The organism is Arthrobacter methylotrophus (genome assembly GCF_039539965.1).
Lineage (GTDB): Bacteria > Actinomycetota > Actinomycetes > Actinomycetales > Micrococcaceae > Arthrobacter > Arthrobacter methylotrophus.
In genome coordinates this window covers 3935957-3962163 of record NZ_BAABED010000001.1, presented here as the reverse complement: position 1 = coordinate 3962163, position 26207 = coordinate 3935957, and the positions used below count along the sequence as shown (strand labels likewise).

29 protein-coding genes and 1 pseudogene are annotated in these 26207 nt (G+C 63.4%); 9 read left to right on the top strand and 21 right to left on the bottom strand.

All coding sequences use genetic code 11. The features are described 5' to 3' along the window. Window positions 1-62: 62 nt before the first annotated feature. The 7 genes from ABD884_RS20445 to ABD884_RS20415 all read right to left on the bottom strand — a co-directional run bounded on the left by ABD884_RS20445 (window position 63) and on the right by ABD884_RS20415 (window position 5560). Window positions 63-713 carry a DUF4232 domain-containing protein gene (locus ABD884_RS20445; RefSeq protein ID WP_345050873.1) on the bottom strand — a complete coding sequence of 217 codons (651 nt, stop codon included), beginning with the start codon at window positions 711-713 and terminating at the stop codon, window positions 63-65. Window positions 714-818: 105 nt separating this feature from the next. Then, window positions 819-1547, bottom strand: coding sequence for a YcnI family copper-binding membrane protein (locus ABD884_RS20440; RefSeq protein ID WP_345050868.1), 729 nt, complete (start codon window positions 1545-1547; stop codon window positions 819-821). 85 nt (window positions 1548-1632) lie between these two features. After that, complete coding sequence (locus ABD884_RS20435) at window positions 1633-2256, bottom strand: hypothetical protein (protein WP_345050864.1); 624 nt, start codon at window positions 2254-2256, stop codon at window positions 1633-1635. A gap of 103 nt (window positions 2257-2359) precedes the next feature. Next, window positions 2360-3535: a cation:proton antiporter gene (locus ABD884_RS20430; RefSeq protein WP_345050859.1), complete on the bottom strand. Its 1176-nt coding sequence runs from the start codon at window positions 3533-3535 to the stop codon at window positions 2360-2362. Window positions 3536-3570: 35 nt separating this feature from the next. Then, complete coding sequence (locus tag ABD884_RS20425) at window positions 3571-3963, bottom strand: hypothetical protein (protein WP_345050855.1); 393 nt, start codon at window positions 3961-3963, stop codon at window positions 3571-3573. Then, window positions 3956-4411 (bottom strand): SRPBCC family protein, encoded by a 456-nt coding sequence (locus ABD884_RS20420; RefSeq protein WP_345050851.1) that lies wholly within the window; start codon window positions 4409-4411, stop codon window positions 3956-3958. Before ABD884_RS20420 ends, ABD884_RS20425 begins: the two co-directional genes overlap by 8 nt. Window positions 4412-4417: 6 nt before the next feature. Next, the gene (locus ABD884_RS20415; RefSeq protein WP_345050847.1) at window positions 4418-5560 is read right to left on the bottom strand and encodes a sulfite oxidase; all 1143 of its coding nucleotides are present in this window, start codon (window positions 5558-5560) and stop codon (window positions 4418-4420) included. Between the two features lie 147 nt (window positions 5561-5707). Between ABD884_RS20415 and ABD884_RS20410 the strand changes: the two genes are divergently transcribed. The 3 genes from ABD884_RS20410 to ABD884_RS20400 are packed head-to-tail and all read left to right on the top strand — an operon-like array spanning window position 5708 to window position 7151. Then, window positions 5708-5884: a hypothetical protein gene (locus ABD884_RS20410; protein WP_345050843.1), complete on the top strand. Its 177-nt coding sequence runs from the start codon at window positions 5708-5710 to the stop codon at window positions 5882-5884. A 9-nt stretch (window positions 5885-5893) separates the two neighbouring features. Then, window positions 5894-6496, top strand: a complete 603-nt coding sequence (locus ABD884_RS20405; RefSeq protein WP_345050838.1) for a DUF1214 domain-containing protein — start codon at window positions 5894-5896, stop codon at window positions 6494-6496. Between the two features lies 1 nt (window position 6497). Beyond that, a complete protein-coding gene (locus ABD884_RS20400) occupies window positions 6498-7151 on the top strand; it encodes a DUF1254 domain-containing protein (protein ID WP_345050833.1) in 654 nt (217 codons plus the stop codon). A 68-nt stretch (window positions 7152-7219) separates the two neighbouring features. On the opposite strand, the gene ABD884_RS20395 is transcribed toward ABD884_RS20400, so the two are convergent. From ABD884_RS20395 to aqpZ, 3 genes are all read right to left on the bottom strand, one after another. Further along, window positions 7220-7861 (bottom strand): dihydrofolate reductase family protein, encoded by a 642-nt coding sequence (locus ABD884_RS20395; protein ID WP_345050829.1) that lies wholly within the window; start codon window positions 7859-7861, stop codon window positions 7220-7222. A gap of 154 nt (window positions 7862-8015) precedes the next feature. Continuing rightward, window positions 8016-8813 carry a DsbA family protein gene (locus ABD884_RS20390; RefSeq protein ID WP_345050824.1) on the bottom strand — a complete coding sequence of 266 codons (798 nt, stop codon included), beginning with the start codon at window positions 8811-8813 and terminating at the stop codon, window positions 8016-8018. A 167-nt stretch (window positions 8814-8980) separates the two neighbouring features. Continuing rightward, the gene (gene aqpZ, locus ABD884_RS20385) at window positions 8981-9736 is read right to left on the bottom strand and encodes an aquaporin Z (RefSeq protein ID WP_345050818.1); all 756 of its coding nucleotides are present in this window, start codon (window positions 9734-9736) and stop codon (window positions 8981-8983) included. A gap of 227 nt (window positions 9737-9963) precedes the next feature. Between aqpZ and ABD884_RS20380 the strand changes: the two genes are divergently transcribed. After that, entirely contained in the window at window positions 9964-10506 is a 543-nt protein-coding gene (locus tag ABD884_RS20380; RefSeq protein WP_345050814.1) for a hypothetical protein, read from the top strand. Here ABD884_RS20380 and dctA read toward each other — a convergent pair. Both dctA and ABD884_RS20370 read right to left on the bottom strand, forming a co-directional pair. Next, on the bottom strand, window positions 10503-11843 hold the full coding sequence (dctA, locus tag ABD884_RS20375; protein ID WP_345050809.1) for a C4-dicarboxylate transporter DctA: 1341 nt from the start codon (window positions 11841-11843) through the stop codon (window positions 10503-10505). The genes ABD884_RS20380 and dctA overlap by 4 nt on opposite strands. A gap of 58 nt (window positions 11844-11901) precedes the next feature. After that, window positions 11902-13080 (bottom strand): PrpF domain-containing protein, encoded by a 1179-nt coding sequence (locus ABD884_RS20370; protein WP_345050803.1) that lies wholly within the window; start codon window positions 13078-13080, stop codon window positions 11902-11904. An 89-nt stretch (window positions 13081-13169) separates the two neighbouring features. Between ABD884_RS20370 and ABD884_RS20365 the strand changes: the two genes are divergently transcribed. Beyond that, complete coding sequence (locus tag ABD884_RS20365) at window positions 13170-14099, top strand: LysR family transcriptional regulator (RefSeq protein WP_345050797.1); 930 nt, start codon at window positions 13170-13172, stop codon at window positions 14097-14099. 17 nt (window positions 14100-14116) lie between these two features. On the opposite strand, the gene ABD884_RS20360 is transcribed toward ABD884_RS20365, so the two are convergent. Continuing rightward, entirely contained in the window at window positions 14117-14383 is a 267-nt protein-coding gene (locus ABD884_RS20360) for a hypothetical protein (RefSeq protein ID WP_345050792.1), read from the bottom strand. Between the two features lie 94 nt (window positions 14384-14477). Here ABD884_RS20360 and ABD884_RS26250 point away from each other — a divergent pair. Then, a pseudogene (locus ABD884_RS26250) lies at window positions 14478-15119 on the top strand (scabin-related ADP-ribosyltransferase); the annotation flags it as partial. Here the strand turns inward: ABD884_RS26250 and ABD884_RS20355 are convergent. Beyond that, a complete protein-coding gene (locus ABD884_RS20355; RefSeq protein WP_345050788.1) occupies window positions 15111-15239 on the bottom strand; it encodes a hypothetical protein in 129 nt (42 codons plus the stop codon). The pseudogene ABD884_RS26250 and the gene ABD884_RS20355 overlap by 9 nt on opposite strands. 102 nt (window positions 15240-15341) lie before the next feature. Here ABD884_RS20355 and ABD884_RS20350 point away from each other — a divergent pair, with 102 nt between their 5' ends. The 3 genes from ABD884_RS20350 to ABD884_RS20340 all read left to right on the top strand — a co-directional run bounded on the left by ABD884_RS20350 (window position 15342) and on the right by ABD884_RS20340 (window position 18902). Further along, entirely contained in the window at window positions 15342-16385 is a 1044-nt protein-coding gene (locus ABD884_RS20350) for an RICIN domain-containing protein (RefSeq protein ID WP_345050784.1), read from the top strand. A gap of 641 nt (window positions 16386-17026) precedes the next feature. After that, window positions 17027-18223 (top strand): NAD(P)/FAD-dependent oxidoreductase, encoded by a 1197-nt coding sequence (locus ABD884_RS20345; protein ID WP_345050778.1) that lies wholly within the window; start codon window positions 17027-17029, stop codon window positions 18221-18223. Window positions 18224-18404: 181 nt separating this feature from the next. Beyond that, a complete protein-coding gene (locus ABD884_RS20340) occupies window positions 18405-18902 on the top strand; it encodes a MarR family winged helix-turn-helix transcriptional regulator (protein WP_345050772.1) in 498 nt (165 codons plus the stop codon). Here the strand turns inward: ABD884_RS20340 and ABD884_RS20335 are convergent. The 7 genes from ABD884_RS20335 to ABD884_RS20305 all read right to left on the bottom strand — a co-directional run bounded on the left by ABD884_RS20335 (window position 18880) and on the right by ABD884_RS20305 (window position 26204). Further along, the gene (locus ABD884_RS20335; protein ID WP_345050765.1) at window positions 18880-19098 is read right to left on the bottom strand and encodes a hypothetical protein; all 219 of its coding nucleotides are present in this window, start codon (window positions 19096-19098) and stop codon (window positions 18880-18882) included. The genes ABD884_RS20340 and ABD884_RS20335 overlap by 23 nt on opposite strands. 197 nt (window positions 19099-19295) lie before the next feature. After that, window positions 19296-20066 carry an SRPBCC family protein gene (locus tag ABD884_RS20330; protein WP_345050759.1) on the bottom strand — a complete coding sequence of 257 codons (771 nt, stop codon included), beginning with the start codon at window positions 20064-20066 and terminating at the stop codon, window positions 19296-19298. Between the two features lie 21 nt (window positions 20067-20087). Next, window positions 20088-20942 (bottom strand): FAD binding domain-containing protein, encoded by an 855-nt coding sequence (locus ABD884_RS20325; protein WP_345050752.1) that lies wholly within the window; start codon window positions 20940-20942, stop codon window positions 20088-20090. Further along, entirely contained in the window at window positions 20939-23308 is a 2370-nt protein-coding gene (locus ABD884_RS20320) for a xanthine dehydrogenase family protein molybdopterin-binding subunit (RefSeq protein ID WP_345050747.1), read from the bottom strand. Before ABD884_RS20320 ends, ABD884_RS20325 begins: the two co-directional genes overlap by 4 nt. Next, window positions 23305-23817 (bottom strand): (2Fe-2S)-binding protein, encoded by a 513-nt coding sequence (locus tag ABD884_RS20315; RefSeq protein ID WP_345050738.1) that lies wholly within the window; start codon window positions 23815-23817, stop codon window positions 23305-23307. Before ABD884_RS20315 ends, ABD884_RS20320 begins: the two co-directional genes overlap by 4 nt. A gap of 91 nt (window positions 23818-23908) precedes the next feature. Further along, window positions 23909-25075, bottom strand: a complete 1167-nt coding sequence (locus tag ABD884_RS20310; protein WP_345050731.1) for an XdhC family protein — start codon at window positions 25073-25075, stop codon at window positions 23909-23911. Then, the gene (locus tag ABD884_RS20305; protein WP_345050725.1) at window positions 25068-26204 is read right to left on the bottom strand and encodes a vWA domain-containing protein; all 1137 of its coding nucleotides are present in this window, start codon (window positions 26202-26204) and stop codon (window positions 25068-25070) included. Before ABD884_RS20305 ends, ABD884_RS20310 begins: the two co-directional genes overlap by 8 nt. Between the last annotated feature and the right edge of the window lie 3 nt (window positions 26205-26207).

Below are 26207 nucleotides of genomic sequence, written 5' to 3'. Positions count from 1 at the left end.
TCACGGCACCGACACAATAAGGAACAGCGCAAGATAAGGTTCAGGGGCTAAGCCCCGCCGCCCTACCCCGCCTGGAAAGCCTGGACGCTCAGCAGGTTGATGTTGGTGTTGCTGCAAGCCGTTTGTTGCTGCGGGACGAACAATGACGCGGTGTCCTCGGGTGGGTACACCCGGAACCCGGCGGCAGGAACCTGGGTGCAGTCCATGTAGTTGCCGGCCTGGGTGTACCGAAGCTGGGCGAAGCCGGCCTTCCCGGGAGCGAGGACGACTTCTGCCACCGGCTGGGCGTCATCGCGCGCGGCGGCCGCGCCGATCGGATCTCCGGTGGGTCCCGCGACGAGGGACACGCCAGGGAACCCCCTCAGGACGCAGGATTCCGTGCCCGAATTCGTGAGGATGAGCTTCATGTAAACGCTGCCTGCCGCACCGCCGCCCGTGGAATCGACGGAAGCCGTCAGCGAGGCCGCTTTGCAGAGGGTGACGCCGGACGTCGTCGTCGCGGTGCTTGACGGCGTGGAACTGCCACTGGCGCTGGAACTGCCACTGGGAGCAGTCGAGGCTGAGTCCGAAGACGAGGCCGACGGCGTCCCGCTCGCCGAGCTTGTGCCTTGGCTTTGGCTTTGGGTCTGGCCCTGGGCGCAGCCCGGGAGCAGGAATATCGAGGCCGCTGCCACCATGAGCAGGAGACCGTTCTTGACTCGCATGTTCGTCATGCGCAAAGCCTTTCGTCGTCATTTGCCCGAGTCAACTGCGGCGCGGCAGCGGCGCCGGATTGGCGTCCGGATCGTAATGTTCCGGACGCCAACCCAGCGGACTCGCTACTGGGACACGGAAGCCTTGGCGGAGCGCCTGCGGAAGAACGCCGCGCCACCCAGCCCCAGCCCTGCCACACCGGCAATCAAGCCGGCCCAACTGCGCGCCTGCGAACCGTCGTCGGTCACGGAAGCTGCTTGCTCTGTGGAGATGGAAGCGGCTAGGTGACCACTATCTGCGGTAGCGTTCGCGGCCGTGACGGCCACCGACGGTGCCGGCGCCTTCAGGGTGTGCGGGTCCTGGCCGTCCTTGGGGATTTCAGCCCAGTTGGTCTGCCCTTGCTCACAGTTCTGGAGGGTAGGGAAGTAGAGCGTCTTGCCAGCGGTGTCGGGAAGCTTCACGGACAGGACCAGGGCGTCGCGCAAGTGCGGGTCCAGCGGGGCCTTGGCCGTGTAGACGATCTGGCTCGTGCGCTTGGTGATGGACGTACCGTCTGCCAGCTTCTTGGGCTCGGGCAGGGTCTGCGTCACTTTCTCGACGGTCCAGTTGGGGTTGACAGTGGGCGTCGCGTCCATCAGGTCCTCAGGGAGGTTGATGGTCAGCTTGGTGGTTCCTGAGGTGTCGCAACCGTGGGGCACGCCGAAGGTCAGCAGTGAGTACGAGTTGGCCGTGGTCTTGTCCGGGTTGATGGAGACGTGGGCCGAGGCGCCGGCGAGGCCGGCCATCATCAGGGCGGCGGTGCCTCCCGCGATTGCAGTGGCGGAGAGGGCGCTGCGAAGCGAGGACTTTTTCATGGGTGTTGCCTTTCAACGGGCGCGCGAAAGCGCGCCAAAGTGCGGGGATAAGCCCGTCACCAGGTGAAGGCGGTGCCGGGCGGAGTCAGGAAAGTACGACGACGGCGGGCGGGCCGCGCCTGCTGTCTTGCCTGAGGTTCCGCCACGGGCGGGGGAGGAATACGGTCGGTGCGCTGAAAGCTTGGGCCGAGTTGCCGGCGTCGGGCCGGAAGATCAGGCGGATGAGCTGCAGGAGCGGACGGAGCCACGCTGCGAGCTGCCACAGGGCCTGCTCGCCCTTGGCCAGGAGCATCGCCGAGGCGGCCGTAGCGACGGCGTGTCCCATGAGCATCAACCAGCTCAGGGGAGTGTCGGCCTCGTGGAGATGCGCTGTTTCAACCCCCAGCGGCGGGGAAAGGTGCTCGGCGGCTACATGGTGTTCCTGTGACCCCGGAGCCAAGCCGGTGAGTGGGCCGAAAGCCGTGAATGCTTCGTGCAAGGCGAGCTGACCGGCTCCCAGAAGCATGGCGATGGCCGGGAAACCGAGTTTGAACCGGGTGGCGAGAGTCGTGGCGAGGCCCGTCAACGCGAGGACCGCGAGCAGGACCGGGGCTACGGGAAGCTCGCCGCCGGAGAGGACATGGGCACCAGCGGCAAGGGCCACAATGGCGACCGCCAGGGCGCTTGAACGCATCGCATGGAAGGGCGTCCGGACAGGCGATGCGCGCACGGGTTCCTCCCTCGGTTGAGTCCAATCACGTCAGTGTACTGGTTCTTGGCTACTTCACCATCCAATGGACAAATCATGTCGAAACGCCACGGTGAATGGTCCGTCAAGCGGGGTGGGCCGGCCTGCCCTTGGAGGGCTCGTTGGGCGCGGGTTCCGAAAAAGCGCGCGCCGCCCTCGAACCCGCGATGGTGCTTGCCCCTATGCTGATGAGGGCTCCAAGGATCATGGCGGCGGCTTCGCCCGGTTCAAGCAAATGTAATTGGGTCCCGATGGTTGCGGCGGCAACGGGCACGCCCAGCTGGGATGCCGCCAGCACCGCAAGCGGAAAGGGCTGGCCGAGGATCCGAAGGCTTCCATGCACCACCAGGGTTCCCAGGCCAAGGCAGATGCCAAGAAGAACCATTCCGGGACTCCCCGTGAGGGTCCGGAGGTCGAGCGATGCGCCGAGCCAAACGAAAAACACCGGCCCCAGGAATCCATCGCTGACGGCGAAGAGTTGATGGGCAAGGCGCCGAGGTTCACCCACCGCGGCAACCACCAGGCCGAAGGAGAATCCCGCAAGCATGATGGAGACATGTCCAAGGACCGCCAGCCCCGAAAGCGCGAACAGCAAGGCCAGCTGGATCCGCAGCTCCAAGGCGAACTTCCGGTCTTCGGACATGTCATGCAGCCGTCCGCGGTTGCCGCTGTTCTCCAGCCAGCGGAGTAAGAGGAACAAGACCAGCGCACAAGCCGCGACGACGGCCGCACCCACGGCTGCCCGGCCCGCGTTTGGTGGGTCAACGGCCAACGGAAGCGCCACAATGCACGCAATGTCGGCGATCGCCACTTGCGCCGTCGTCGCCAGGACCTTCGGTCCTCTCAGCCGTAGCGAGTCGACGATCGGCAAGACCAGCGCCGCCGAGGAGGAAGCGAGCAGCACGATATAGAGGGGGGCATGTCCGGTGCCGAAGGCCATGGCGATGGCGATTCCGACGACGGCGGCCAGCACTGCGGTGATACCGGTACGCAGGGCCCCGCCGCCCAGTGCGGGACGGATGGCCTTGTCACGCACGGGAACATGGGTCCCGGCGACGAACATGATGAGGGCGAACCCGACGTCGGCCACGAACGTGAAAGTGGGATCCGAGGAGTCAACCAGGCCTAGGCCTGTGCGTCCAATGGCAATGCCGGCCAGCAACTGTCCCAGCATCACGGGAAGGTGCCACTTCCGAGGTAGCGCCAGCAGTGGTCCGAGGAGCGCGACCGCGGCGATCAGCGAAAGCTGAAAGAACGACACACGTTCCTCCTTCTACCGGCGTTGGTCGGCGGTGGTTACCGGGGCGCGTCAGCCAGTTTGAGCGGAATGTCAGTGTTTTCGTTTGTATAGTAGCTTGCGCACACCCGATGGTAGCCATCTGCCACCTGCGCGGGAATGCCCCGGGCAAGGTCGCCCTTGACCATGAGGACAGGCGAGAGCTTCTTGCCCTCCTTGATCTTCTTGAGGTCCGACGCCACGTGGGCGTTGTCCTCGGGCAACAGCACCAGCCGGGCGGCCCGGAGGATGTCCTTGGCCTTGCGATGCTTGATGGGCGCATCCTTGAGCGCCTCGACCACGGAGGCAACGACGTCGTCGGATTCCAACAGGGACAAATAGTCGGCCGCGCTCGGGTAGTCCTGGTCCTCGGGCTGCGGCAACCAGCGGACTTCGCCTTTGTCATCAGGCATGCGTTGTACTCCTCGGCCAGCGGTAACGGCTTGCAAACGTCGGCGGCGCCGGACGGGGGACCTTAGCGCGGTCCGTACCGGGACGTCGTCGTAATTCCAGGGCGAGGCCTTCTTGGCCGCGCGCCATCGCCCAACGGTGATTCGCCGCAAAAGCGGGCTTGAGCAGCCAGCTTAGCCGCCGGAGCAGCGGTTTGGATGTGCTGACACGCCAGTCATAGGTGACCATCGTTTCCGGTCCATCCTGTTCGAAAGTCCAGCGCACGGTACCACTCAGGTCACCGCTTGCTGAGATTGCTAAGCCTCGCTCCGTGATGGGTTCGGTGACTGTGAACCTCCAGCGCAGGGTGTACGGCAGCCAACCCTTGGAGTGCAGGGAGAAAGCCCTCCCCGCAACGCGCCAGACGGTGAGGAACTCGTAGTCGGCCCCGTTCTTGGAAGTGCCGCCCATTGCTGCCTACTCCTTCACCGTGACGGTCAGCCGCTGGACGTCGTTGTTCCCCATGCCTTGGTAGTTCCACTCCGCGGTCTCCGGCTGGGTCTGGCCGGTGGAGTCCGTGGCCCGGCACGCCAACTCATGGGACCCTGGTGTGGCAATCCAGGTGAACGTCCATCCGCGCCACGCGTACCGACCCCCGGGCGGTTCGAGGTGGGCCTGCTCCCACGCCCCGTCCACACAGACTTCCACGTTCGCCACGGTTCCATGACCGGACCAGGCGCGGCCGCTCAGCTGGACGGGTCCGGCCCCGACGGCGCGTTGGCGCGTGAAGAAGTCAGGGATGCCAGGGGGGACCATGAGGGAGCGGACTTTGATGCGCTGAACGGGTTCGCCGGGATCGTCGGCGTTCTGGGTGTAGCGGTAGGATCCGAGCTGTTGGAATCCATCGAAGCTGTGGTCTATTGCCGTGATTGATTGCAGCCATTTGACGCTGGTCATCCCGTACCAGCCCGGGACCAGTAGCCGGACAGGGTAGCCGTGCTGCGGTGGCACGGTTTGACCGTTGATCTCATAGGCGAGCAAGACGTCGTCGGACATTGCTTCCGCCAGGGTCAGGCTCCGCGCGTACTGATGCTCCACTCCGCCCTGGATCCCGCGGTCGGCCCCCGTGAAGACGAGTTCGACGGCGTCCGGTGAGACCCCGGCGTCGAGCAGCAAGGGAGCGAGTGGGGTACCGGTCCACTCGGCGGTGCCCACGCCGCCCTGGTCCCACGGCTGGCTCATGGGCCTCGGCTCGAGCCGAGAGCGGCCGTTGCCGGCGCATTCCATTGTGACGGCATGGGTGCGGCGCTCGCGCTGCTGGAGGTCAGGCAGGGTGTACTCGAGAGGGTGGTCCACCAGGCCAGCGATGTTCAGTCGCCAGGACACGGGATCGATCCGGGGGACATCGAAATGGACCAAGAGATAGTGCATGCCCACGGGGGTGACGGGCCATCGGAGCATCTCCATGGGCATGGCATGGTTGCGCGAAGCCAGTTGCAGTTCTTCGCGGGTGATGGGACCGGTGCTTGGAGTACCCGGTGCGGTTGCGGGGGCCGGGGCGGTGGCGGCCGAGCTGGCAACAGCGGTGCCCTCCGCTGTGCGGCGGGTCTTGACGCTCATGATCCCAGTATGGGCGTCCGGGATGGCGGTGTCACTGGCATTTGGATTCCCTGTCCGACGCCGGGCTGTTGGGAAAGTATTCTTCATTGAGATGGTCTTTGGGTCTCCCGCCCGTGGATCGGGACAGATGAAAGAAGGAGGGCCTCCATGAAGATCCGAGCCCCACGACTCGACGTGAGTGGCGTTCTCGTTGTTTGGGCCCTGATATTCGGGCTGTGGCAACCTTTTGTATGGTGGCGGGGGATTGTCGCTGCCGTATGTTTGGTCGGTGCGCTGTGGGGCTTTGTTGGATGGTACCGGCGTCGTCTTACGCAGGGGCGGTAGGTTGCGATCATGGTAAATGCCCTCGCGTGGTTCTCGCAGTCCGGTGTGGTGCAAGGATTGATTCTCGGTGCCGTGCTGGCGTTCTTGACGGCGATCCTCGTGATGAATGCCGTGGGCAGGACGGTCACAACCACTGTCAACGGGTGGAGTGCCATGCGCAAGTGCGGCCAGCCGGGCAACGGAGTCCTCGTGCGGGCCGCGTGCGCCAAAGCCCTGCCGGTCGTCAACGTGTTTGAGGAAGCCGCATACTGGACGACTACTGTGGATGGCTCAGGGCAAACGCTGAGCGGCGGGCATGGGTACGTCCTGCATTTTGCTGCCGGGAAACTCCCGCCGAATGACGCCTTCTGGTCGCTCACGCCGACCGATACGGTCGGGTATATGGTGGACCATCCCACTCATCGCTACAGCGTTGGTGACCGTTCGACCCTCGCGCAGAATGCCGACGGTTCAGTCGATATCTATCTCCAGCATCAGGCTCCGAGCGGGCAAGAGCAGAACTGGCTGCCAACTCCTTCCGGGAAGTTCAAGCTGATGTTCCGCGTGTATCTGCCTGGGGCCGCAATTCTCGACGGCACGTACCAATTGCCGCGCATTGTCAGGGCGCATTGAGATGAACCGCCTCATCTTGAAGTACGGGCGTTCCCTTACAGCCGTCATTCTGGCGGTCTTCGCTTGGGTCATCTACCGGCGGATCGCCAGCGGGGACGGGATCATTCCACTAGTCATAGCGGCAGCCATCGTATGGGCACTAGGGGCGCCCGCTTTCATTTACCTCTGGCCGCGACTCACGGTCAATGGATACAAGAGGGCGATTACCAAGCATGGGTTCGGTGACGGCCCGGTCCCCGTCAACACGCTGTACGCCGTGCCCGGCACCTCTTCCCCGTCGACGTCGCGCGGGAGCCTCATGGCAACCGGAGCCGATGATTTGCTCTACGTCGGCGGCTGGCTCGACTTGAGCAACGGGCCGCAAGTCCTGCACGTACCGGACATGGCCGGGCGCTACTTCAGCGTGCAGTTCACCGACGCGTCGAAGAGCACAAATTTTGCCTACGTCGGCAAACGCACCACGGGAACCAAAGCCGGGGACTACGTCCTCAGCGGGCCCGGCTGGAAGGGAACCGTACCGAACGGCATGACGCAGATTTCTTCGCCAACCCACTCCGCGCTCGTCATTGGCCGTGTCTTCGTCGAAAGCGAGAGCGATCTTCCGATCGCCTACGCGCTTGCGAAGCAAATACAGCTCGCGCCGCTGAAACAGTAGCGGTCGAAACAGGGACGCGTTGGCATTCCAGACCGACTTCGAGGCGACCCACGCATTCCGTGTGAGGGTTATCGGAGAAAGGTGACGTGGATGATGCCGCTTTCGGCGGTCTCTGACGTGACGGTGTATTCGCTTTCCAACCCCCGGAGATCGTCCCAAAGCCGTATTCCACGACCTAGCAGGATCGGGGTGATCCCGACATGCAGCTGATCGACAAGTCCGGCCCTGAGGTAGTCGCGCACGACCGTGGGACCCCCTCCAATACGCACGTCCGCGTCACCCGCCTCACGGCGCGCTCGTTCAAGCACGTCTTCCGGGCTGGCATTCACGAAGTGGAAGGTTGTACCGCCAGCCATCGTGAGGGTAGGGCGGGGCGTGTGGGTGAGGACGAACACGGGGACGCGGAAGGGCGGCTCGTCACCCCACCAGCCATTCCAATCGGGGTCATCGGGGAAGTTATGGAACCCGAACATGCCGGCACCCATGATCTCTGCTCCGACCCCCTCGAAGTAGGCCCCTGCGTATTTGTCGTCGATGCCGGACGTTCCTTCTCCGCTGGTGTCATGCAAGACCCGCTCACGGAATGTGCGGGTGGACGTGTATGCCTCAACCAGACGGCCCCAATCCAGGCCAAACGGATTCTCCGGAGTTGCGTCGGTGGTCGTGGCGAAACCATCCAGCGAGATATTCAGGTCAACTCGAACAGCCATGGTGAAGGTCCCCTCGGATCAGTGGTTGCGTTGTGCAATCACCATACTGGTGGTGAGCTCATTTGCAGGGAAGAAATCACGAAGCCGCGGTATGAGAGCTCGTCTTCGATACCCGGGGCACCGAGCCAGATACCTCCGGCACATCTCGGTGGAGCTATCGGCGGCCCTGTGTATCAGCAGGCTTGAATAATGGTCGATCGAGGCTGTTGATCGCTGTCTGGATGTCGGCGCAGAAGTCGATTTTCGCCGCTCCAACCTCGGTGGCCATTGCCTTTAGGTCCTTGTCGGAGATGCCAACGCTGCCTTCAGCCGGCTGGCGCTCAAAGAGGAGGTTGAAGAATTCGGCGTACTTCTCAGGCGAGGAATTCACCACGCAAGCAGCTGCGTTGGCTGCGTGTGAGGAGTAGTTGGTGGTGGAGTGCTGGTCCAGCAAGCCCAGCGAACGGTATTCGAGGGAGATTTTTCCTTCGTTGCGGAGGTTGGTCAGAGACTCTCCGTAGGTGGTTTCGAAGCGCTTGCAGTTTGGGCAGATGAAGTCGACATAGGCAATAACCTTGACGGGCCCGCCGGCCTCGGCACCCGGAACTGTCACAGTGGCCGGTTTGGTGGCCGGTTTGGTGGCCGCAGGGGCCGGGACGTCGGCAACATTGGCGGTGGCCGGTTCTGACTTCACACCTTCGGTGTTCGCCAGAAGCGTCACGCCGCCTTGCACATTACCGTTAGCCGGCACGGGACCTTGGTCGGCAATGGGTGCGTTGTTCCGGACGTTACCAACAACCATGAACGCCACCACCGCGATGATGACGACGATGGCAACCACAACGCCCCAGCCGACCAGAAGCGTGTTGCGCTTCTCCTTCTTCAACTGTCCTTCGCGGATTGCGCGCGCTTTTTCCTGCGTCTGGGCGGTGCGTTCAGCCTTGGACAGGGGAGATTCGTTTGCGGGGCTCATCAGTTCCTCGGGATAGTCGACGGCTTCATTGAAAAGCTAGAACAGCAGGGCGTTGTGTCACCTTCGGAAGGCAGGGCCGTCGGCAGACGCCGCGGGGCATTGACCCGCTAGCGGGACTACGCCCCGGCACCGGAGACTTGGTGCTCCGGGAAGAAGGGCCTTTCCGTTCAGGCCCGCTTTGTTTCGAATATGAGCCTGTGGAGCAAGGCCGCTGTGATGGCTCCTGCTATGGGTGCCGCTATGAATACCCATAGTTGGCCGATGGCCCAACCTTCGGAGTAGATCGCAGTGGCGACGGAGCGGGCTGGGTTCACCGAGGTATTGGTTACCGGGATGCTGATGAGGTGGATCAGCGTCAGACTAAGGCCAATGGCGATGGCCGCGAAGCCCCTTGTCGCGCGCCGGTCCGTGACGCCCAGAATAACCAGCAGGAAGATTGCTGTCAGGATAAATTCGATGCCAAGCGCGGCGGCTAGCCCGAATCCTCCAGGGGAGTGCTCGCCGAAACCATTTGACGCGAACCCGTTGGCGCGGGCGGCACTGAAGAACCCATCGGGACCGCCTGACGCGATTGCTGCCAGCAAGCTCGAAGCGAGTATGCCGCCCACCATTTGGGCCAGGACATAAGCTGGGACGTCCTTCGAGGGAAAGCGCCCTGCTGCTGCTAGGCCGATAGTCACAGCGGGGTTGAAATGTCCTCCGGAGATGTGGCCGAAAGCGTAGCCGCCGGCGACGACCGTCAGACCGAATGCCAGTGCCACTCCCACATATCCGATGCTCGATGCGGCGAACAATGCCGCACCCACGCCTCCAAAGACCAGTATGAACGTGCCGACGGCTTCCGCGCCGAGCCGTGAAAGCAACGCGGGGCCGGCGTCGAGCGTTGCCATAGGTGCTGTGGTCTGGATACTGTCCTCAGCCATAGTGCGCCTTTCGAGTGGATTTTAGGGGAAGGCATGATACGTGGCCGGCCGTGTATCTGCTGATAGCAGCTGACGCTTTGCAGCCTTCAATACGTTGATGCCGAACGCTATTTGTTAGCCACGTAACAGGACAAAGTGACGGAACCACGACGGAACCACGACGGAACCGTCAGGCCGTATACCGACTACCGGGGCCAGCAAGTTCGAAGACATCGGGTAAGCCCTACGTGGGTGACGTTTATTCGCCCCGGACGATCAATCAGAACCTGTCCGTACTCAGCGCGTTTTATGACTTCCACCGGAGGGCGCTGAGCGGACCTTTACGTGATCCCGTAACTGAGAGACTCGTCGATCGCGGCCGCTTCGGGGCCCATCACAATCCCGAAAATGAATACAAACCGGGTCGCCGGGCTGACTACCGGCAAAAGGTTCCCGTTCAGGCGCCCCGTTCCATACCGGACAAGGCCTTCGAGGACTTGTTCGCTGCGCTCGGTACAGACAGAGACAGGGCCCTGGTCGCGTTCTATGTCTCCAGCGCGGGGCGACCTTCCGAGCTTGTCGGACTAACCAACGGGATGGTGGATGTCGGACAGCTTCACGACTTCCGTCGCGCCGCCGCTAGTCGAATGGCACGAGACCTTACCGTCTCCCTTACCGACGTCCACGTTGACACGGAGCCGTTCCTGCGCCCGACTTTCGGGTTACCTGTTGCGATGATGTGCAGGTTTGGTGTCGCGTGCGGCCTTATTAAGGACCCGCCGATTCGTTAGTTCCTGATTTCGAAGGGTTCCTTGGCTGCGTAGGCCAAGGCTGGTTCGGTCAGCTGGAGATTTTCCGCCTCGGTGGGCACGAAGCCGGACTTAAGCTCGGATTGGAGCTTCTCGGCGTCGAGCGCGTGCTGCCACTTGGCGATGGCGACGCACGAGACCATGTTGGCGACGGTGCTGGTGAGGGCGCGGGCTTCGCTCATGAAGCGGTCGATGCCGACGATGAGGGCCACGCCGGCAACGGGAAGTGTGGGCATGATCGTCAGGGTCGCGACGAGGGCGACGAAGCCGCTGCCTGTCACGCCCGCTGCGCCTTTGGAGGTCAGGAGCATCATTCCGAGCATGAGGAGGATTTGGTCCCAGCTGAGGTGGATGTCGCAGGCTTGGGCGATGAACATCGAAGAGAGCGTGAGATAGACCGCGGTACCGGTGAGGTTGAAGGAGTAGCCAGTCGGGACTACGAGGCCGACGACTCCGCGGTCGCAGCCGATGCGCTCGAGCTTGGAGAGCAGGCGCGGAAGGACTGGTTCGCTTGAGGACGTGGCGAGGACGATGAGGAACTCGTCGCGGAAATAGCGCAGGATCCGCCAGAGACTGAAGCCGGTGAGCTTGGCGAGGATGCCGAGTGCGACGACCACGAAGATGATGCACGCGGTGTAGAAGGCGAGGATAAGCATCCCGAGGTTGCCGATCGAGTGGGCTCCGTACTTGCCGACTGTGAATGCCATGGCGCCGAACGCTCCGATCGGAGCGACCTTCATGAGGTAGCCGAACACGACAAACAGCAGCTTGTTGAAGCTGTTGACCACGTTGAGGGCCAGCTGGCCTGGGCCGCCGAGTTTGGTGAAGGCGAAGCCGCAGAGCAGGGCGATGAGGAGCACGGGCAGGACGTCGCCATCGGCGAAGGCTCCGACGAAGGTTGTGGGGATGAGGTTCAGGAAGAAGTCCACCGGGTTGCTGCTGGGCAGCTGGGTTGTGTACTTCGAGGCGACCGAGGGATCGAGGTGGGCGGGGTTGATGTGCATGCCCGCTCCCGGCTGGAAAAGCATGACCGCGGCCAAGCCCATAGCCAGGGCTACGCCTGTGAGGGCGTAGAACAGTCCGAGTGAACGAAGCAGGGTCGGGCCGATCTTCTTGGTGTCGGTCAGGGAGGTGATGCCGCTGACGATGGTGCAGAAGACGATCGGCGCGATCATGAACTTCACCAGCTTCACGAAGCCGTCGCCGAGCGGCTTGAGGGAGGAACCGAGGTCAGGCCACAATGCGCCGACGAGGATGCCGAGCCCGACGCCGATGAGTACCTGGACGTACAGGTGGCCGAGGATGGATTTGATCTTCATTGAACAACTTCCTGGGTGAGTGCCCCAAATCCGTGATGGCAGGGCATGGTGGGAGGGGCTAGGCCGTCTGCGCGACAGGTTGTGCGACGTTGATGTCGGCCGCGGCGAGATGGCGGGCTGCCCGATGCAGCACTACCTCGGTGACGTTGCCGTCGTTGTCGGTGACGACCTCGGTGGTGATGACACCGGCAGGTGTTCCGATCCGCAACAGACGGGGTCCCTGGTGAACCCTGCCTGCGGGAGGCAGCACCTTGGCTACCACCGATCCTGGCAGCGCAGCAGCGAGGGAGACTGCCACCGCGGAGGTCAGGCCGATGGCGGGGTGAGGTGTCAGCATCGAGAGCATGCGGACCCGCAGATCATGGCTTTCCGCCGTGATCCTCGTTCCGTCGGCTGCGGTATAGGCGCCGGGCGCTGCCACAACACCAACCTTCGGAACTGCATTCTGCGGAGGATCTTCGGGCTTCCTGAGCCCCATCGCGAGACCGGCCGAGGCGCGGGCCTTCAGGAGACGGGGTAGGTGCTCGGCGAGGTTGCCGGTCATCGACGACAGGTCGATGCCTGCCTCATCCGCCAGGATGAGGGCTGCCGGGGCCCCCGCGTCGACCAGAGTCGCTGTGAGCGTGAGGCCGCCGACGGCGATTTCGTCGGTCACGTTTCCCGTGGGCAGGACAGCGCCGGTGGTCCTGCCCCATGGGGCGTGGAAGGAGAGGCTCACGGGGACCCCTGGTGCGCTGCTGCCGGGAACCGTGGCAAGACCCGATGTCGGAATGCTGCCGCCCGGGGTCACGATCGTGCCACTGAGCACTGCCCCGGTGTTCAGGTTGCGCATGCTGACCCGCGTTGTTCCCTCCCCGGGAGGAACGACACCTGACTGGACCGCGTAGAGGGCGATCGCAGTGGCGCAGTTCCCGCAATTGGAACCGAGCTCCACGGTCGGGTCTCCGATCCCGACCTGGGCGAAGAGGTAGTCGAGGTCTGCGGGTCCATCAGGTGTGGCCCAGACCACGGCTGCCTTGGACGTCGTCGACGTCCCGCCGCCGACACCGTCGAGCTGACGGGCATCCGCGGCGCCGAAGGCATTTGCCAGCAGCCCGCGGATCTCCTCATGGCCTGCAGCATGCGGGGCTACGTCTTTGGCGTCGAAGAGCCAGCACTTGCTAGTGCCGCCCCGGTACCAGTGACCGCGGAGTTGCATGGTCTTCATTCCTTCAGGTGTCGTTGTGTCGCGCCTCACGGCGCCTGCTCCTTCTACGATCCACGGGGCCAGACTTCAGCACAATCACAGGATTCTCGACTACCGTCCACTTTTGCTAAACTCAATGCATGGCCGACCTTGACCTGCACCGGCTCCACCTGCTCCGTGAAGTAAGCCGTTCAGGCTCCCTCACGTCCGCCGCGACGGCCCTCTCTTTCACGACGTCAGCCGTCTCCCAGCAGATCGCGAAGCTCGAACACGAAGTGGGCGTCGCGCTGATCGACCGGCATCCACGGGGCGTCGTGCTCACCGACGCAGGCCAGGCACTCCTGCGCTACGCAGACGACATCGACAGGACAATCGAGGCCGCCCGGGCCGAGATGGGCGAGTTCGCCGGGCTACGGCGAGGCCAACTACGCATGGGCACGTTCCCGACCGTCGGCGCATCCCTCATGCCCGACGTCGTGCTTGCCTTCCGCGCCCGCCACCCCGAGGTCGCCGTCACGGTAGTCAGCGCGCGCCGCGACGGCCTGCTCGAACGGCTGCGGCGGAGGGACATCGAACTCACCCTGCTGTGGGACTACCCATGGGAACGCATCGAGGACGAAGACCTGAGCCTCATTCGCCTTATGAACGACCCCACCATGCTGCTCGTACCGTGCGACCACCCTGTCGCGGCACACCGCTCGGTGGGGATCGGCACGCTGAGAGACCAGGAGTGGATCGTCCGCGACGAACACCCCGTGGCCGACGTCCTCCGACGGGTCTGCCGCGATGCCGGCTTCGAGCCGCGCATAGCCTTCGCCGCCAACGACTATCAGGAAACGCAGGGCATGGTCGCCGCCGGCATCGGCATCGCACTGGCTCCCCAGCTCGCTCTCAGTGCGCTACGCCCCGACATCATCGCCGTACCTCTCGCCGACTCCCCGACACGCAGGATCCTCCTCGCCCACCTCGCGAACCGCAGGCTCAGCCCCGCCGGGCAACAGGCAGCATCCGTGTTCCGGTCTACGGCCAAGCGGATGCAAATCCCCGGCAGATCCACAAGGACTACCTGAACCAAATCGTCACGGCCTCACCGGCGAGTCACAAAGCGGAACCCAATGACAGCCGTCCGGGCATCCATGCGTGTTGACGATGGCCAGTAGTCCGGCGGCCATGCACAACCTAGGGTGCTGTCGGAGCACGAAGCCGCAGACTCGTCACAGTTTGGCAGTTGGTCTGTACTAGTAGATGGCTGCTGCTCGTCGGTGGGGACCATGGGCAGCAGCCATCCGAACCTCGGGTTTCGTTGCGCTTGCGTCGTGAGTTCGGTGGCCGACTTCGAGTTCCAAGTCATCATGACCAGCCCATCACTTTAAGACGTTACCTGGCTATAAACACCACACAGAGTGTGGATCATTGCTGATTTGAAGGGGAGGGGCGTGGGTTTAGTCATGTCGAGGCGGTTTGGTGATGGTTTGCGTCGTGCTGGGAGCGTCAAGAGGGCTCGCATGCGTCGATGGCGCTTTGGGCTGGCTTACTTTGCGCTTGTGGTCCTTCTGGGAGGCATGGCTGTCCCGATTACTTCGACTGCTGCTTATGCTGTTGACTTCGGTGGCCCGAACGTGAGTGCGGCCGCGAACCCGGATGTGCGGAATATGTCCGATGCGGCTGTGCAGAATCTGGTGCAGGAGATCCTCAGGACTTCCGGCCCCACCATTCAAAGCGTGGTACCCCGATCGGATTACTACTGGAATGACATGGTGGTCGCTTTTAGTTACCGGCCGCCGAATGATGTCTTCGTCAATGGGATTTCGGATAATGGGGGTAACCGTCCGTTCGGAGACCAGCCTTGGAATTTGGCCGGCTCTCTCTCTGGAGAAAACATCGGAAACTTTGTTTTCGCTGCCCCCATCAACACAATCAATCCATACCTGGGGGTGCTGGAAGATGTCGGCCCTAATGCAGCCCTCTATGCCTATCTGGTTCGAGCGCCAGGCGGTATCGACCTTCGCGCTACGGCCGGCGCGGTTCCGCTTCCCGGACAGCTTGCGGAACATTCGGTCGGCTATATTGGCGGAGTCCGGTCAGAGTTCATTGCCGGGGCTATTCAATACAATGATCGCGCCCCCGTTCGAGCATGGGAGAACCGAAATTCCATTGTTCAGATGCCCCCGGTTGTGAACCCGGAGAACCTGCAGGTCGAACGTTGGCACAGCGGTCATCCTTTTGGCAACGCTTCGGTGTCCTACACGCCGCCCTTCTTCGATGGTCATGGCGGGCCGAGCTTCACGACGCCTGTCCCCTCGGGTGCTCGATTGCCTCAATACTGTGTAGCCGAGTTGAGGTCGGACCGTGCAGCTAGGGCTGCCGATTCGGCCGGCTCGCAATGCATACTTCAGGCAGGGGCAGGTAGCGTCAAATTCGGGTCTGTACCCGACCCGTATGACGGGCAGTCGTTCGCGATGCGGCCGAAGTTGTTCCATAACAGGGCATTGGACATGAACAAAGAGGTGACGACCTGGCCCGCGAATGAGAATCCCCACCAGATCTTCATCCCTGAGCGCGTCAGCGCGAGCCCAGGCTACTACCGCCTCAAGAATGTTATTACCAATCAGTATCTAATACACGATGGCACCAATCTCCTAGGTGTTCTCTATAGTGATTCGGATCGCGTGATGTGGAGATTCGAGCGCACGGGTGATGGCTGGTTCCGGATTATCAGCAAGGACGGCCGATTCCTGACCCGGCCGGTAACCGACTCGACCTCGGTGTTCGTGGTCGATTCCACGGGCGGGGTGCGAGATCAGGACCAGTGGAATATCGCTCGCATCGGTGGCGAACCGATCAATTACGATCGCATTTCGCCTAGTGCCCAGCCGATGACTCGGGCGCTCGGAGCCCCGCCGGGAGTCCCGGGAGGTTCCTCCGTGACGGTTCAAGCACCTTTCAACAACCCCGGCTCCACGCAAAGGTGGCGCTACACCTACGATCCGCACCGTGGCGCATACATCTTGGGAAACTACGCGAGCACCACCGTGCCGGGACGGTGGCTCAACCTCGCTCGGAGGAGCACTCTGTATCCGGCAACCACTGTTGAGATGTGGGACGGTGGGCACGACGACCAATACTGGATCGTCAGAAAGAACCCGACCGGGTTCTACGAGTTCCTCAACTACAACATGCCAAAAACCTTCGGATTAACAAGTGTGGAGGTATACGCTCTCACGTTTTCCAGCACCACCACCGGGACAGTCGTCAACGCCCGGCGCTATGGTCTCGGCAATCAGTATGGTGCCGACACTCAGCGGTGGCAGATCTGCACCATGCAAAGATACGACTCCACCCTCTGCGAACGGTGATGATCAGCTGACTGGCCAGAAGCGGACCAAGGCCTAGAACGCGGGACCGCTGCGTCAGTGCGAGCCTTCATAGATTCAGTGGCTCTCTGCGTACAGCGGCACCGTGGTTCGTGGTGAACGGATTCCGTGTCTTCCCTCAGCTCAACCCGGGCCAAGCCAAACACCGAACGGATCTGAGCACGATGAGGCCTTGAGATTCTGTCTGTCCATTCATAGTCCACGAGGACCGAGACCTCGGTTTTCACCTGACTGGCAACATAGTCCACCGCATCAGCCGGGAAATCCGAGAGGTCTTGCGGGAACATGGCTTCACGATCAAGAACTTTAACTTCAACATCAACGCAAATGCCAAGCCCCCCGGATACCGGGCGAGCCGCTGCAGTCCACCCAAATCCGCAGCTGATTACCCGTCATTACCGGACTCTCCTAAGATGCCTCGGAATCACCGTCGCCTCCTGCTCGGCCATATCCGCCGGACTACTGCGGGCTGCTGCCCCTCCCGACGAGCTGAGAGTCCTTGACCCAGTGGCGAGTTCTTCACCTTAAGCCACTGCCTCTTGCCGCCCACGTAGGCTCAGGAACACGTCGACTGTTGTTTGCCGCATAGACGCAGGCGCTCGATTCATCGAAAGGGTTTACACATGAGGATCCACCACGAGATTCTGATCATTGGCGGCGGCAACGCCGGGGTGAGTGTCGCAGCGAGACTCCGTCATTCCGGACGGACTGACATCGGCCTGATCGAGCCCAGCGCGGTGCACTATTACCAGCCTTTGTGGACCTTGGTCGGGGGAGGCTGCGCCGATCAGGAGGAATCCGTCCGCCCCCAGTCCTCAGTCATTCCCCACGGGGTTGCCTGGATCAAGGATGCTGCCACGAACATTGATCCGGAACGGCACAGCGTCGCTCTCGCCTCGGGCGGGACGGTTACGTACGACTACCTCGTTGTCAGCGCAGGCATTCAGCTCGACTGGGACAAGATCCCCGGCATGGCCGAAGCTATCGAGTCGCCTGCCGCCTCAAGCAATTACCGCTACGACCTCGCCCCCAAGACCTGGGACATGATCAAGAACCTGACCTCCGGCACGGCCGTCTTTACCCAGCCGTCCGGGCCGATCAAATGCGCCGGAGCTCCACAGAAGATTGCCTACCTTGCGGCAGATTACTGGCGCAGCCAGGGGGTGCTGGAGGACATCCGGGTGGTGATGGTTCTTCCGACGCCGGGCATGTTCGGGGTCAAGATCTTCTCCAAGGAACTCGAACGCGTGGTGGCCGAATACGGAATCGAGGTGCGCTTCAACAGTGAAATGGTTGAAGTGGACCATTCCTCCCGGACCGCTGTCATCGCGGACGGCAAAGAGGGGTCCAAGGAATCGCTGCATTACGATCTGCTGCACGCCGTGCCGCCGCAGTCGGCCCCCGACTGGCTCAAGCGCACGCCGTTGGCCGATCCTGCCAACCCTGCCGGGTACGTGGAAGTGGACAAAAACACCATGCAACACGTCCGCTACCCGGAAATCTTTGCCTTGGGTGACGCCGGATCCACTCCGAACTCAAAAACGGGTGCGGCTATCCGAAAGCAGGCCCCGGTGCTGGTGAAGAATCTCCTGGCTGCGATCAACGGTGCGATCCCGGCGGCCCGGTACGAAGGCTACTCTTCCTGCCCGCTGACGACGGCGCGCGGCAAGATGCTGCTGGCTGAATTTGATTATTCACTCCAGCCGGCCCCTAGCCTTCCCTTTATTGACACAACCAAGGAACGCCGTGACATGTGGCTGCTCAAACGCTACGGCTTGCCGTTCATGTACTGGAACCTGATACTCAAAGGCCGTGTCTGAACAAGGCGTGGCGGCCCGCATCCGAGCTCTTCGGCACGATCGGATGTCACGGAGGTACTTCGCGAATCGGGATGACCCTTTGAGGAAACTCAGCGATCCACAGGAGAGAGGACGCCGGAAGCTCGTCCCGTTGCCCTTACCCCCAACTCCACAAAATCCCCTCACGGCTACAATGGGAAACATGCCGGACATTGAGCGTTGGCCTACGGGGCGCTTGTTGTCGACAGCGGCCCGGCTGGTGGAACACGCTTGGGATGAGAATCTCAGGTCGATCGGCCTTACCCACGCCGGAGTCATCGCCCTGGAAGTCCTTGCAGCCACGGGCCCCATCACCCAGACCACGCTGGCGCAGATCGTGCGGGTCCAGGCTCAAACCATGGGCCAAACCCTCAATAGGCTCGAAGCCCACGGCCATGTGGCCCGCCGTCGAAGTTCCGAGGACCGCAGAGTACACGTCGTCTCGCTGACCAGTGCCGGCAAGGAAGCCCTGGAGCAGGCTGAAGAATCGGAACAGCAAGTCCTGGCCCAGATGTCCATCGATACGTCGATGTTCAGGCAGGAATTGAAAGTACTGGTCCGGGAACTGGCAAACTATCAACAATTTGAGACCAGGGGAGATCCCGCTTCGAGGCCTTTGCTTCCGCAGGACGCGAGGATTAGTCCCCGCGCGAGTGGGTAGCCGTCACCTCGCCGCGGGCAGCCAACTCGTCCAGGACTCCGTCGTACCAAAACTTGATCCCGAACTCAGGCTTCCCGATGTCGAGAAGCCTGAAGAGAGCGTCCGCTAGGAAATTAAGTTCGGCGATGGACAGACTGGCAAGCCCCCCGACTGGATCCAGTTCACCCTCCAGGCATGAGGCTAAGAGCGCGTTCACAGCGCAGTTCCAGCCGTGCGGATCTTCGGGGAGGTGGGGGTCCGGCGAATCATGGGTCACTCCATGGCAAAGTTCCGAGGGCCGGCTGCATAACCCACCCTGATGATATCGACGCCTTGAGGCGCGCAGCAAGACCGCCGCGCCGTCCGAAGCCAGCATCAAGCGAAGCCAGCATCGGCACGGGCTCAGTGGTGCGTTCAGTCCTTTCCACACCGCCGGACAAGCCAGGCGACCAGGACCAGCACACCGGCGACGCAGAACACCGGGCCGAAACGGCGAACCAGGACCGGCCACATGGCGGAACCCAGATCCAATTCCGACGACGGCGCGGACAGCGGTGCAGTCGCAGACACAGACGCAGTCGCAGACACAGGCGCCGTCGGAGGCGCAGCCACCGGTGCCGCGGGACTCGCGACGGTGGGACCGGCGGCGGGCTCCACAGGCTCCGCCACCTCGCCCCCAGCCGTCCCGGACTCGGCAGACGCCGCCACGTCTCCGCCGTCGGGCTCGGCATCCGCGGTGGCCCCGCCGCGCGCCTTCCCGATCACGCACTGGACAAACTGCGCCAACAACTTGTCTGAAATGTCCTGGATGACGCCCCGGCCGAATTGGGCCGGCTTACCGGTGACGTTCATATCGGTGGTGACGTCTACCGAGGTGCCGTCACCGTCAGGGCTCAACACTGCAGTCACAGTGGCTCCCGCTGTACCGTTGCCGCGCTTGTCCTTCCCCGTGGCGGAAATGACCACGGTGTGCGTTTCTTGGTTTCTCCCGAGAAATTCGCCGGTTCCCGTGTAGATCATCGCTATGGGCCCGAGTTTGACCTTGACCGTGCCGGTGAACTGGTCGCCGTCCACGGACGTGAGAGTCGCTCCCGGGAAACAGGGCGCTATTTCTTCCAATTGGTTGAAGGAATTCCACGTGTCCTCCAGCGAACTGGGAACCACGAAGTGATGTTTGAGTTCCACGTCTGCCTCCCGCCGTATCCGTTAGAGCCCGGTGGCCGCGATAACGGCCCGCTTCGTCAAGACCTCGGCCAGGTGGCGTCGGTACCTCGCGTCCCCGTTGAGATCACTGGCCGGATCGGTGCCATCGGCAGCATGCGAGCTGGCGGCGGCGATCGCTTCCCGGGTCAATGAGGCACCGATCAGTGCCTGTTCGACGGCGGTGGCCCGCAAAGGCGTGCTGGCCATGTTGGTCAGTCCGATCCGGGCTTCGGCGATGGTGCCGCCCTCAACCCGGACCATCGCGGCCACCGCGACGATGGACCATTGCTGGGCGACCCGGGTGAACTTCTCATAGTGGGAACCCCAAGCGGTGTACTTCGGCACCCGGACGTGGGTGAGGATCTCGCCGTCGTCGACGGCGGTGGTGAAGTAGCCCTGGAAGAAGTCCGCCGCTGCTACGCGGCGTTCCCCATCCGGTCCGTTAAGGATGAACGTTGCCTCTGTGGCCAGTACCGGCGCCGGCATGTCGCCCGCCGGGTCGGCGTGCACCAAAGCGCCCCCGAAGGTGCCGCGGTGGCGGACCTGCGGATCCGCGACCGTCGCGGCGGCCTGGGCCAACAAGGGCACATGTGCGGCAATGAGCGGGTCGGTGGCGATCTGGTGGTGCGTTGTCATTGCTCCGATCAGCAGGGCATCGCCGTCGTCGCTCACGCCGGACAGCTCGCCGATCCGGCCCAAGTCGACCACCATCGCCGGGTCGGCCAGGCGTAGCTTCATCACGGGGATGAGGCTTTGCCCTCCGGCCAGCAGCTTCACGTCGTCGCCGGCGCCGGCCAGCGCTTCCAGTGCCTCAGCGACCGTCGTAGGCGCGGCGTAATCGAATGCGCTCGGAATCATTGCACACCTCCGGTCATCTTGGCTTCTGCAAGGGCGGCCCACACACGCGAGGGCGAACAGGGCATCTTGATGTCCTTCACGCCCAGGTGCCGCACTGCGTCGAGGATGCCGTTGACAATGGCGGGCGTCGAGGCGATGGTCCCGGCCTCGCCGACTCCCTTGGCACCGAGCTGGTTGGTGGTCGAAGGGGTCTCGGTGCGCCCCGTCGTAAAGTGTGGGAGGTCCGGTGCGCCGGGCACCAGGTAGTCCACAAACGAGCCCGTGACCAGGGTGCCGGCGTCGTCATGTACGGCCTCTTCGTAAAGGGCCTGCGCGATTCCCTGCGCCAGGCCGCCGTGGACCTGGCCCTCCACGATCAGCGGATTGACCACCACGCCCACATCGTCCACGCAAACGTACTTGCGGATGGTGACTTGCCCGGTCTCGGTGTCTACTTCCATGGCCGCCAGGTGGGTGCCGTGCGGGAAGGAGAAGTTCTGCGGGTCGAACGTGGCATCAGAATCCAGATTGGGCTCGAACCCGTCCGGCAGGTTGTGCGCCGAGAAGGCGGCGAAAGCAATTTCACCGAGTGCAGTGGACTGTTCAGTGCCCTTGACGCTGAACTTGCCGTCCGTGAACTCGATGTCGTCTTCGCTGGCCTCCATCATGTGCGCGGCAACAACTTTGGCCTTCTCGATCACCTTGTCCGCCGCGGCGAGCACAGCCATGCCGCCGACGGTCAACGAGCGGGAGCCGTAGGTGTCCAGGCCCCGTTGGGAGGTTTGGGTGTCCCCGTGCAGTACCTCGACATTTTCGAAGGGCACGCCCAGCCTGTCCGCCACGAGCTGGCTCCATGCGGTTTCGTGGCCTTGGCCGTGGGCTGAGGAACCGGTGACCACCTCGATATTGCCCGTGGGCAGCACCCGCACCTGGGCGTGCTCCCAGCCGCCGGCTGCGTAGCTGAGCGCGCCGAGCACCCGGGAGGGAGCCAGCCCGCACATTTCGGTGAAGGTGGAGATGCCGATGCCGAGCTGGACGGGATCGTTGCTTTCGCGGCGCCGCGCTTGTTCGGCCCGGAGCTCGTCGTAGCCAAAGAGTTCCACGGCCTTCGCCGTGGCCGCCTCATAGTTGCCGGTGTCGTATTCAAGCCCGGCGACGGTGGTGAAGGGGAATTCCTCGTGCTTGATCCAGTTCTTTTCCCGCAGCTCCAGGGGATCCATGTCCAGTTCGACGGCGAGTTCGTCCATCAAACGCTCGATCGCGAAGGTAGCTTCCGGTCGACCCGCGCCGCGGTAGGCGTCGGTCCATGCCTTGTTGGTGAAGAGGTTGGTGCATTCGAAGCGGTAGGCCGGGAACTTGTAGATGGAGTTGTACATGAAGGCGCCCAGGATCGGGATTCCGGAGGTGACCAGGCCCAGGTAGGCGCCCATGTCCGCCAGCAGATGCACGTCCAGTCCGGTGACGATTCCATCCTTGGTGGCCGAGAGCTTCAGCTTCTGCACTTGGGCACGGCCGTGGTGCGCCGCCATGAGGGACTCGCTGCGGGTCTCGGTGTATTTGCAGGGCTTGCCGGTGTGCCGGGCGGCCAGCACGGTGATGGCTTCTTCCGGGGTCACCTGAAGTTTTCCGCCGAAGCCGCCGCCCACATCGGGGGCGATCACGCGCACTTTGCTTTCCGGAATGCCCAACGTCAGAGCCAGCATGAGCCGCAGAATATGCGGTATCTGGGTGGCCGACCACACTGTGATCTGCTCACCCGTGGGGTCAACCACGGTCGATCGGGGTTCCATGAAAGCGGGGATGAGCCGCTGCTGGTAGAACGTGCGCTCAATGAGGACTTCGGCGGCCTCCAGCGCCTCGGCGACCGGCGTGCCGGTCCCGGCGTCGCCCGAGTCAAAGATCCAGGTAGCCGATTTGTTGGTCCCCAGGTCCGGGTGGGCCAGCACCTCATCCTTCAGCGCTTCCTCAAGGTCCAAGACGACGGGCAGCTCCTCGTAGCTGACATCCACCAGTTCGACGGCGTCACGTGCGGCGGCCGCGGTGCGCGCAACGATGCACGCCACCACTTCGCCCGCAAAAGCCACGGTATCGACGGCGATCGCCGGGTGGGCCGGAGCCTTTTGCTCCGGCGTGATCGGCCAGGCGTTAGGCAGGCTTCCCTGTAGCTCGGCCACATCGGTTCCGGTAAGCACGGCAACGACGCCGGGCGAAGACTTCGCGCCGGAGGCATCGATCGAAATGATCGTCGCGTGGGCGAACGGACTGCGCACCATGGCCAGGTGCAGCATTCCCGGGAGCGTGATGTTGTCGGTGTATCTGGAACGTCCCGTGATGAGGTGCGCATCTTCCTTGCGGAGGCGCGCCCTGCCGACTTCAGTGGTGGTCATGCCACACCTGCCGTTTCCGTTGCGTCGCTGTCCGCGGAAACCGTGCCGTCCGCGGCGGCCTGGACCGCTGCGACAATGTTTTGATACCCGGTGCACCGGCACAGGTTTCCTTCCAGGCCGTCCCGGATTTCCTGCTCGGTGGGGTGCGGGTTTTCGTTCAGCAGGGACGCGGATTGCATGATCATTCCAGGCGTGCAGAAACCGCATTGCAGCGCATGGCATTGGTGGAACGCCTGCTGGAGCGGGGCGAGTTTCCCGTCCCGGGCCAGGCCTTCGATGGTTGTGATGCTGTGGCCGTCTGCCTGGACCGCGAACATGGTGCAGGATTTGACGCTGACTCCGTCCAGATGGACAGTGCAGGCGCCGCAATTGGTGGTGTCGCAGCCGATCAATGTGCCGGTCTTGCCGAGCCGTTCGCGCAGGTATTGGACCAGCAGCAATCGTGGCTCGACATTATCGGTGTAGCTCACATCATCGACGTCGACGGTGATCGTCTTGGAACTCGCCATGGGGATCTCCTGTCGTCTTGGAGGACGAGCACGACTGCCCGGCATCCAGTCCTGATGTGACACAGGTTACTCCTCGGAGCGGGCAAGCGCCTTAGCTCGACTTGAGTTCGTACCCGGCATCCTCGTGGTCCGAGTCGGCCGTGGGTTCGTGATGAATCCGTTTTTCCATGGTGCTCAAACGCTGACCGCCGCCACCCCAATGCAGCGCAATGATTTCGGCGGCGATGGACACGGCGGTTTCCTCTGGCGTGCGGGACCCCAGGTCCAGGCCGATCGGGCTGGAAAGCCGGGCCAACTCGGCATCGGTGAGGCCCGCTTCGCGCAGCCGTTCCAAACGGTCGTGGTGCGTGCGGCGGGACCCCATCGCCCCGACGTAGGCAACCTCGTGGCGCAATGCCAACTCCAGCAACGGGACATCGAATTTCGGATCATGCGTCAGCACGCAGATCACCGTGCGCTCATCCATCTGGCCTGCAGCGATCTGGGCTTGCAAATAGCGGTGCGGCCATTCCACCACTACCTCGTCCGCTTGCGGGAACCGGGCCGCCGTCGCGAACACCGCGCGTGCGTCGCACACCGTCACCCGGTAGCCGAGGAAGCTGCCCTGTTTGGCGACGGCGGCGGCGAAGTCAATCGCGCCGAACACCAGCATCCGCGGCTGGGGAGCGAAACTGAGGGCGAACACGCGCATGCCCTCCCCGCGGCGTTGCCCGTCTGGTCCGTACATCAGCGTGGCATTGCGGCCTGCGGCCAGCAGGCCCTGAACGTCGTCGCAGACCGCATGGTTGGCGCGCTCGCTGCCCAGGGAGCCGACGAACCCTTCCGGACGGACCACCAAATGACGGCCCAGCCAAGCTGGATCGGGGTGTTCGATCACGGTGACGACGGCCACCGGCCGGCCGGCGCCGACGTCGTCCGCTACTTGGGGCAATTCCGGAAAGATCCCAGTGGAAACCGGCTCGACAAAAATGTCCAGGATCCCGCCGCAGGTCAGGCCAACCTCGAACGCGGCGTCGTCACTGATGCCGTAGCGCTGGAGTACCGGCTTGCCGGACTGGACCACCTTGGTGGCCAATTCGTAGAGCGCGCCTTCGACACAGCCGCCGGACACCGAGCCCACCGCGCTGCCGTCGGCGTCGACCATCATCGCGGCCCCGGCGGGCCGCGGTGCGGAACGGAACGTGCGCACCACCGTTCCGAGTCCGACTGTGTGGCCGGCCGCTATGGCTGCCACCAGATCGTCCAAGACTTCACGCATGGGCAACCACGTCCAATAATTCCTCGAAGCTCTGCATTGAGTGCCCCCCTATAAAGTAGTCAACGTGCGGCAGTACTGCCCTGATTCCCTGCTGTAGCGGCTGGTATCCCGCTTTGCCACGGTGCGGATTGGACCAAATGATCCTCCGGGCCAGATGGTGCAGCCGCTCGGCTTGGCGTCCCAACAGGGCCGGGTCGCCCCGCTCCCATCCGTCGCTCGCAATGACGACGACGGCGCCACGCACCATCACGCGCTGGCCCCAGCGGTCATTGAACGCGCGCAGCACCTCGCCAAGCCGGGTTCCCCCGGACCAGTCCGGGACAGTGCGGCCCGCGAGAGCCAACGCAGCGTCGGCGTCCGGGACCCGCAGTGCCGCGGTCACCCGGGTCAGCCGGGTGCCCAGGGTGAACACTTCCACTTGGCGCGGGGCGGCTTCCACCACCCGGTGGGCCAATCTGAGCAGACTTTCCGCGTAGGGCGCCATCGAGCCCGAAACATCGATCAGCCACACCAGCCGGCGGGGTTTGCGCGGCGCCCGGGCACGGCGCAACGGCCCCGGTTCCCCGCCGCGGCGGAGCTGGTCACGCAGGGTCCGCACCCGGTCGACGTCGCCGTGCCGGTCCAAGTGCCTGCGCCGGGTCTGCCGGGTGGGCAAGCGCACCGGGAGTTCCTCGAACATGCGGTGCAGCAGGGCCCGTTCGGAGTCGTCCAGGACGGCAACGTCGCGATGCCTTAGCCGTTCCCGACGGCTGGCGAGCGCCCGCAACTGTTCGCGCCCGCCCTCCCCGCCGCCGTCGTCGTTGTCCAAAGCGGCAGCGGTGACGGAGGTCGCGGACGACTCGAGACGCTGGGCCGCTGAATGTTCCGCCGCGAACCAGGACTCAAAGGCCCGTTGGTAAGCCGGCAGGTCCTCCGGCGAGGCGCACATTGTGGCACGGCCCGCCCAGAAGACGTCCGAGCGGCGCTCCAGGGCGAGCCTGCCAACGGCGTCGACAAAGCTGCGTGCCCGATCCGCGGTGACCTTCACACCCGCGGCTCGCACCGCGGACGCAAAGGCCAGCAGGATCTCTTCGGCGCTGTGCTGCTCTGGTTTCTGCCCTGCCGGGGTGCTCTGGCCTGCCGGGGGCATGGG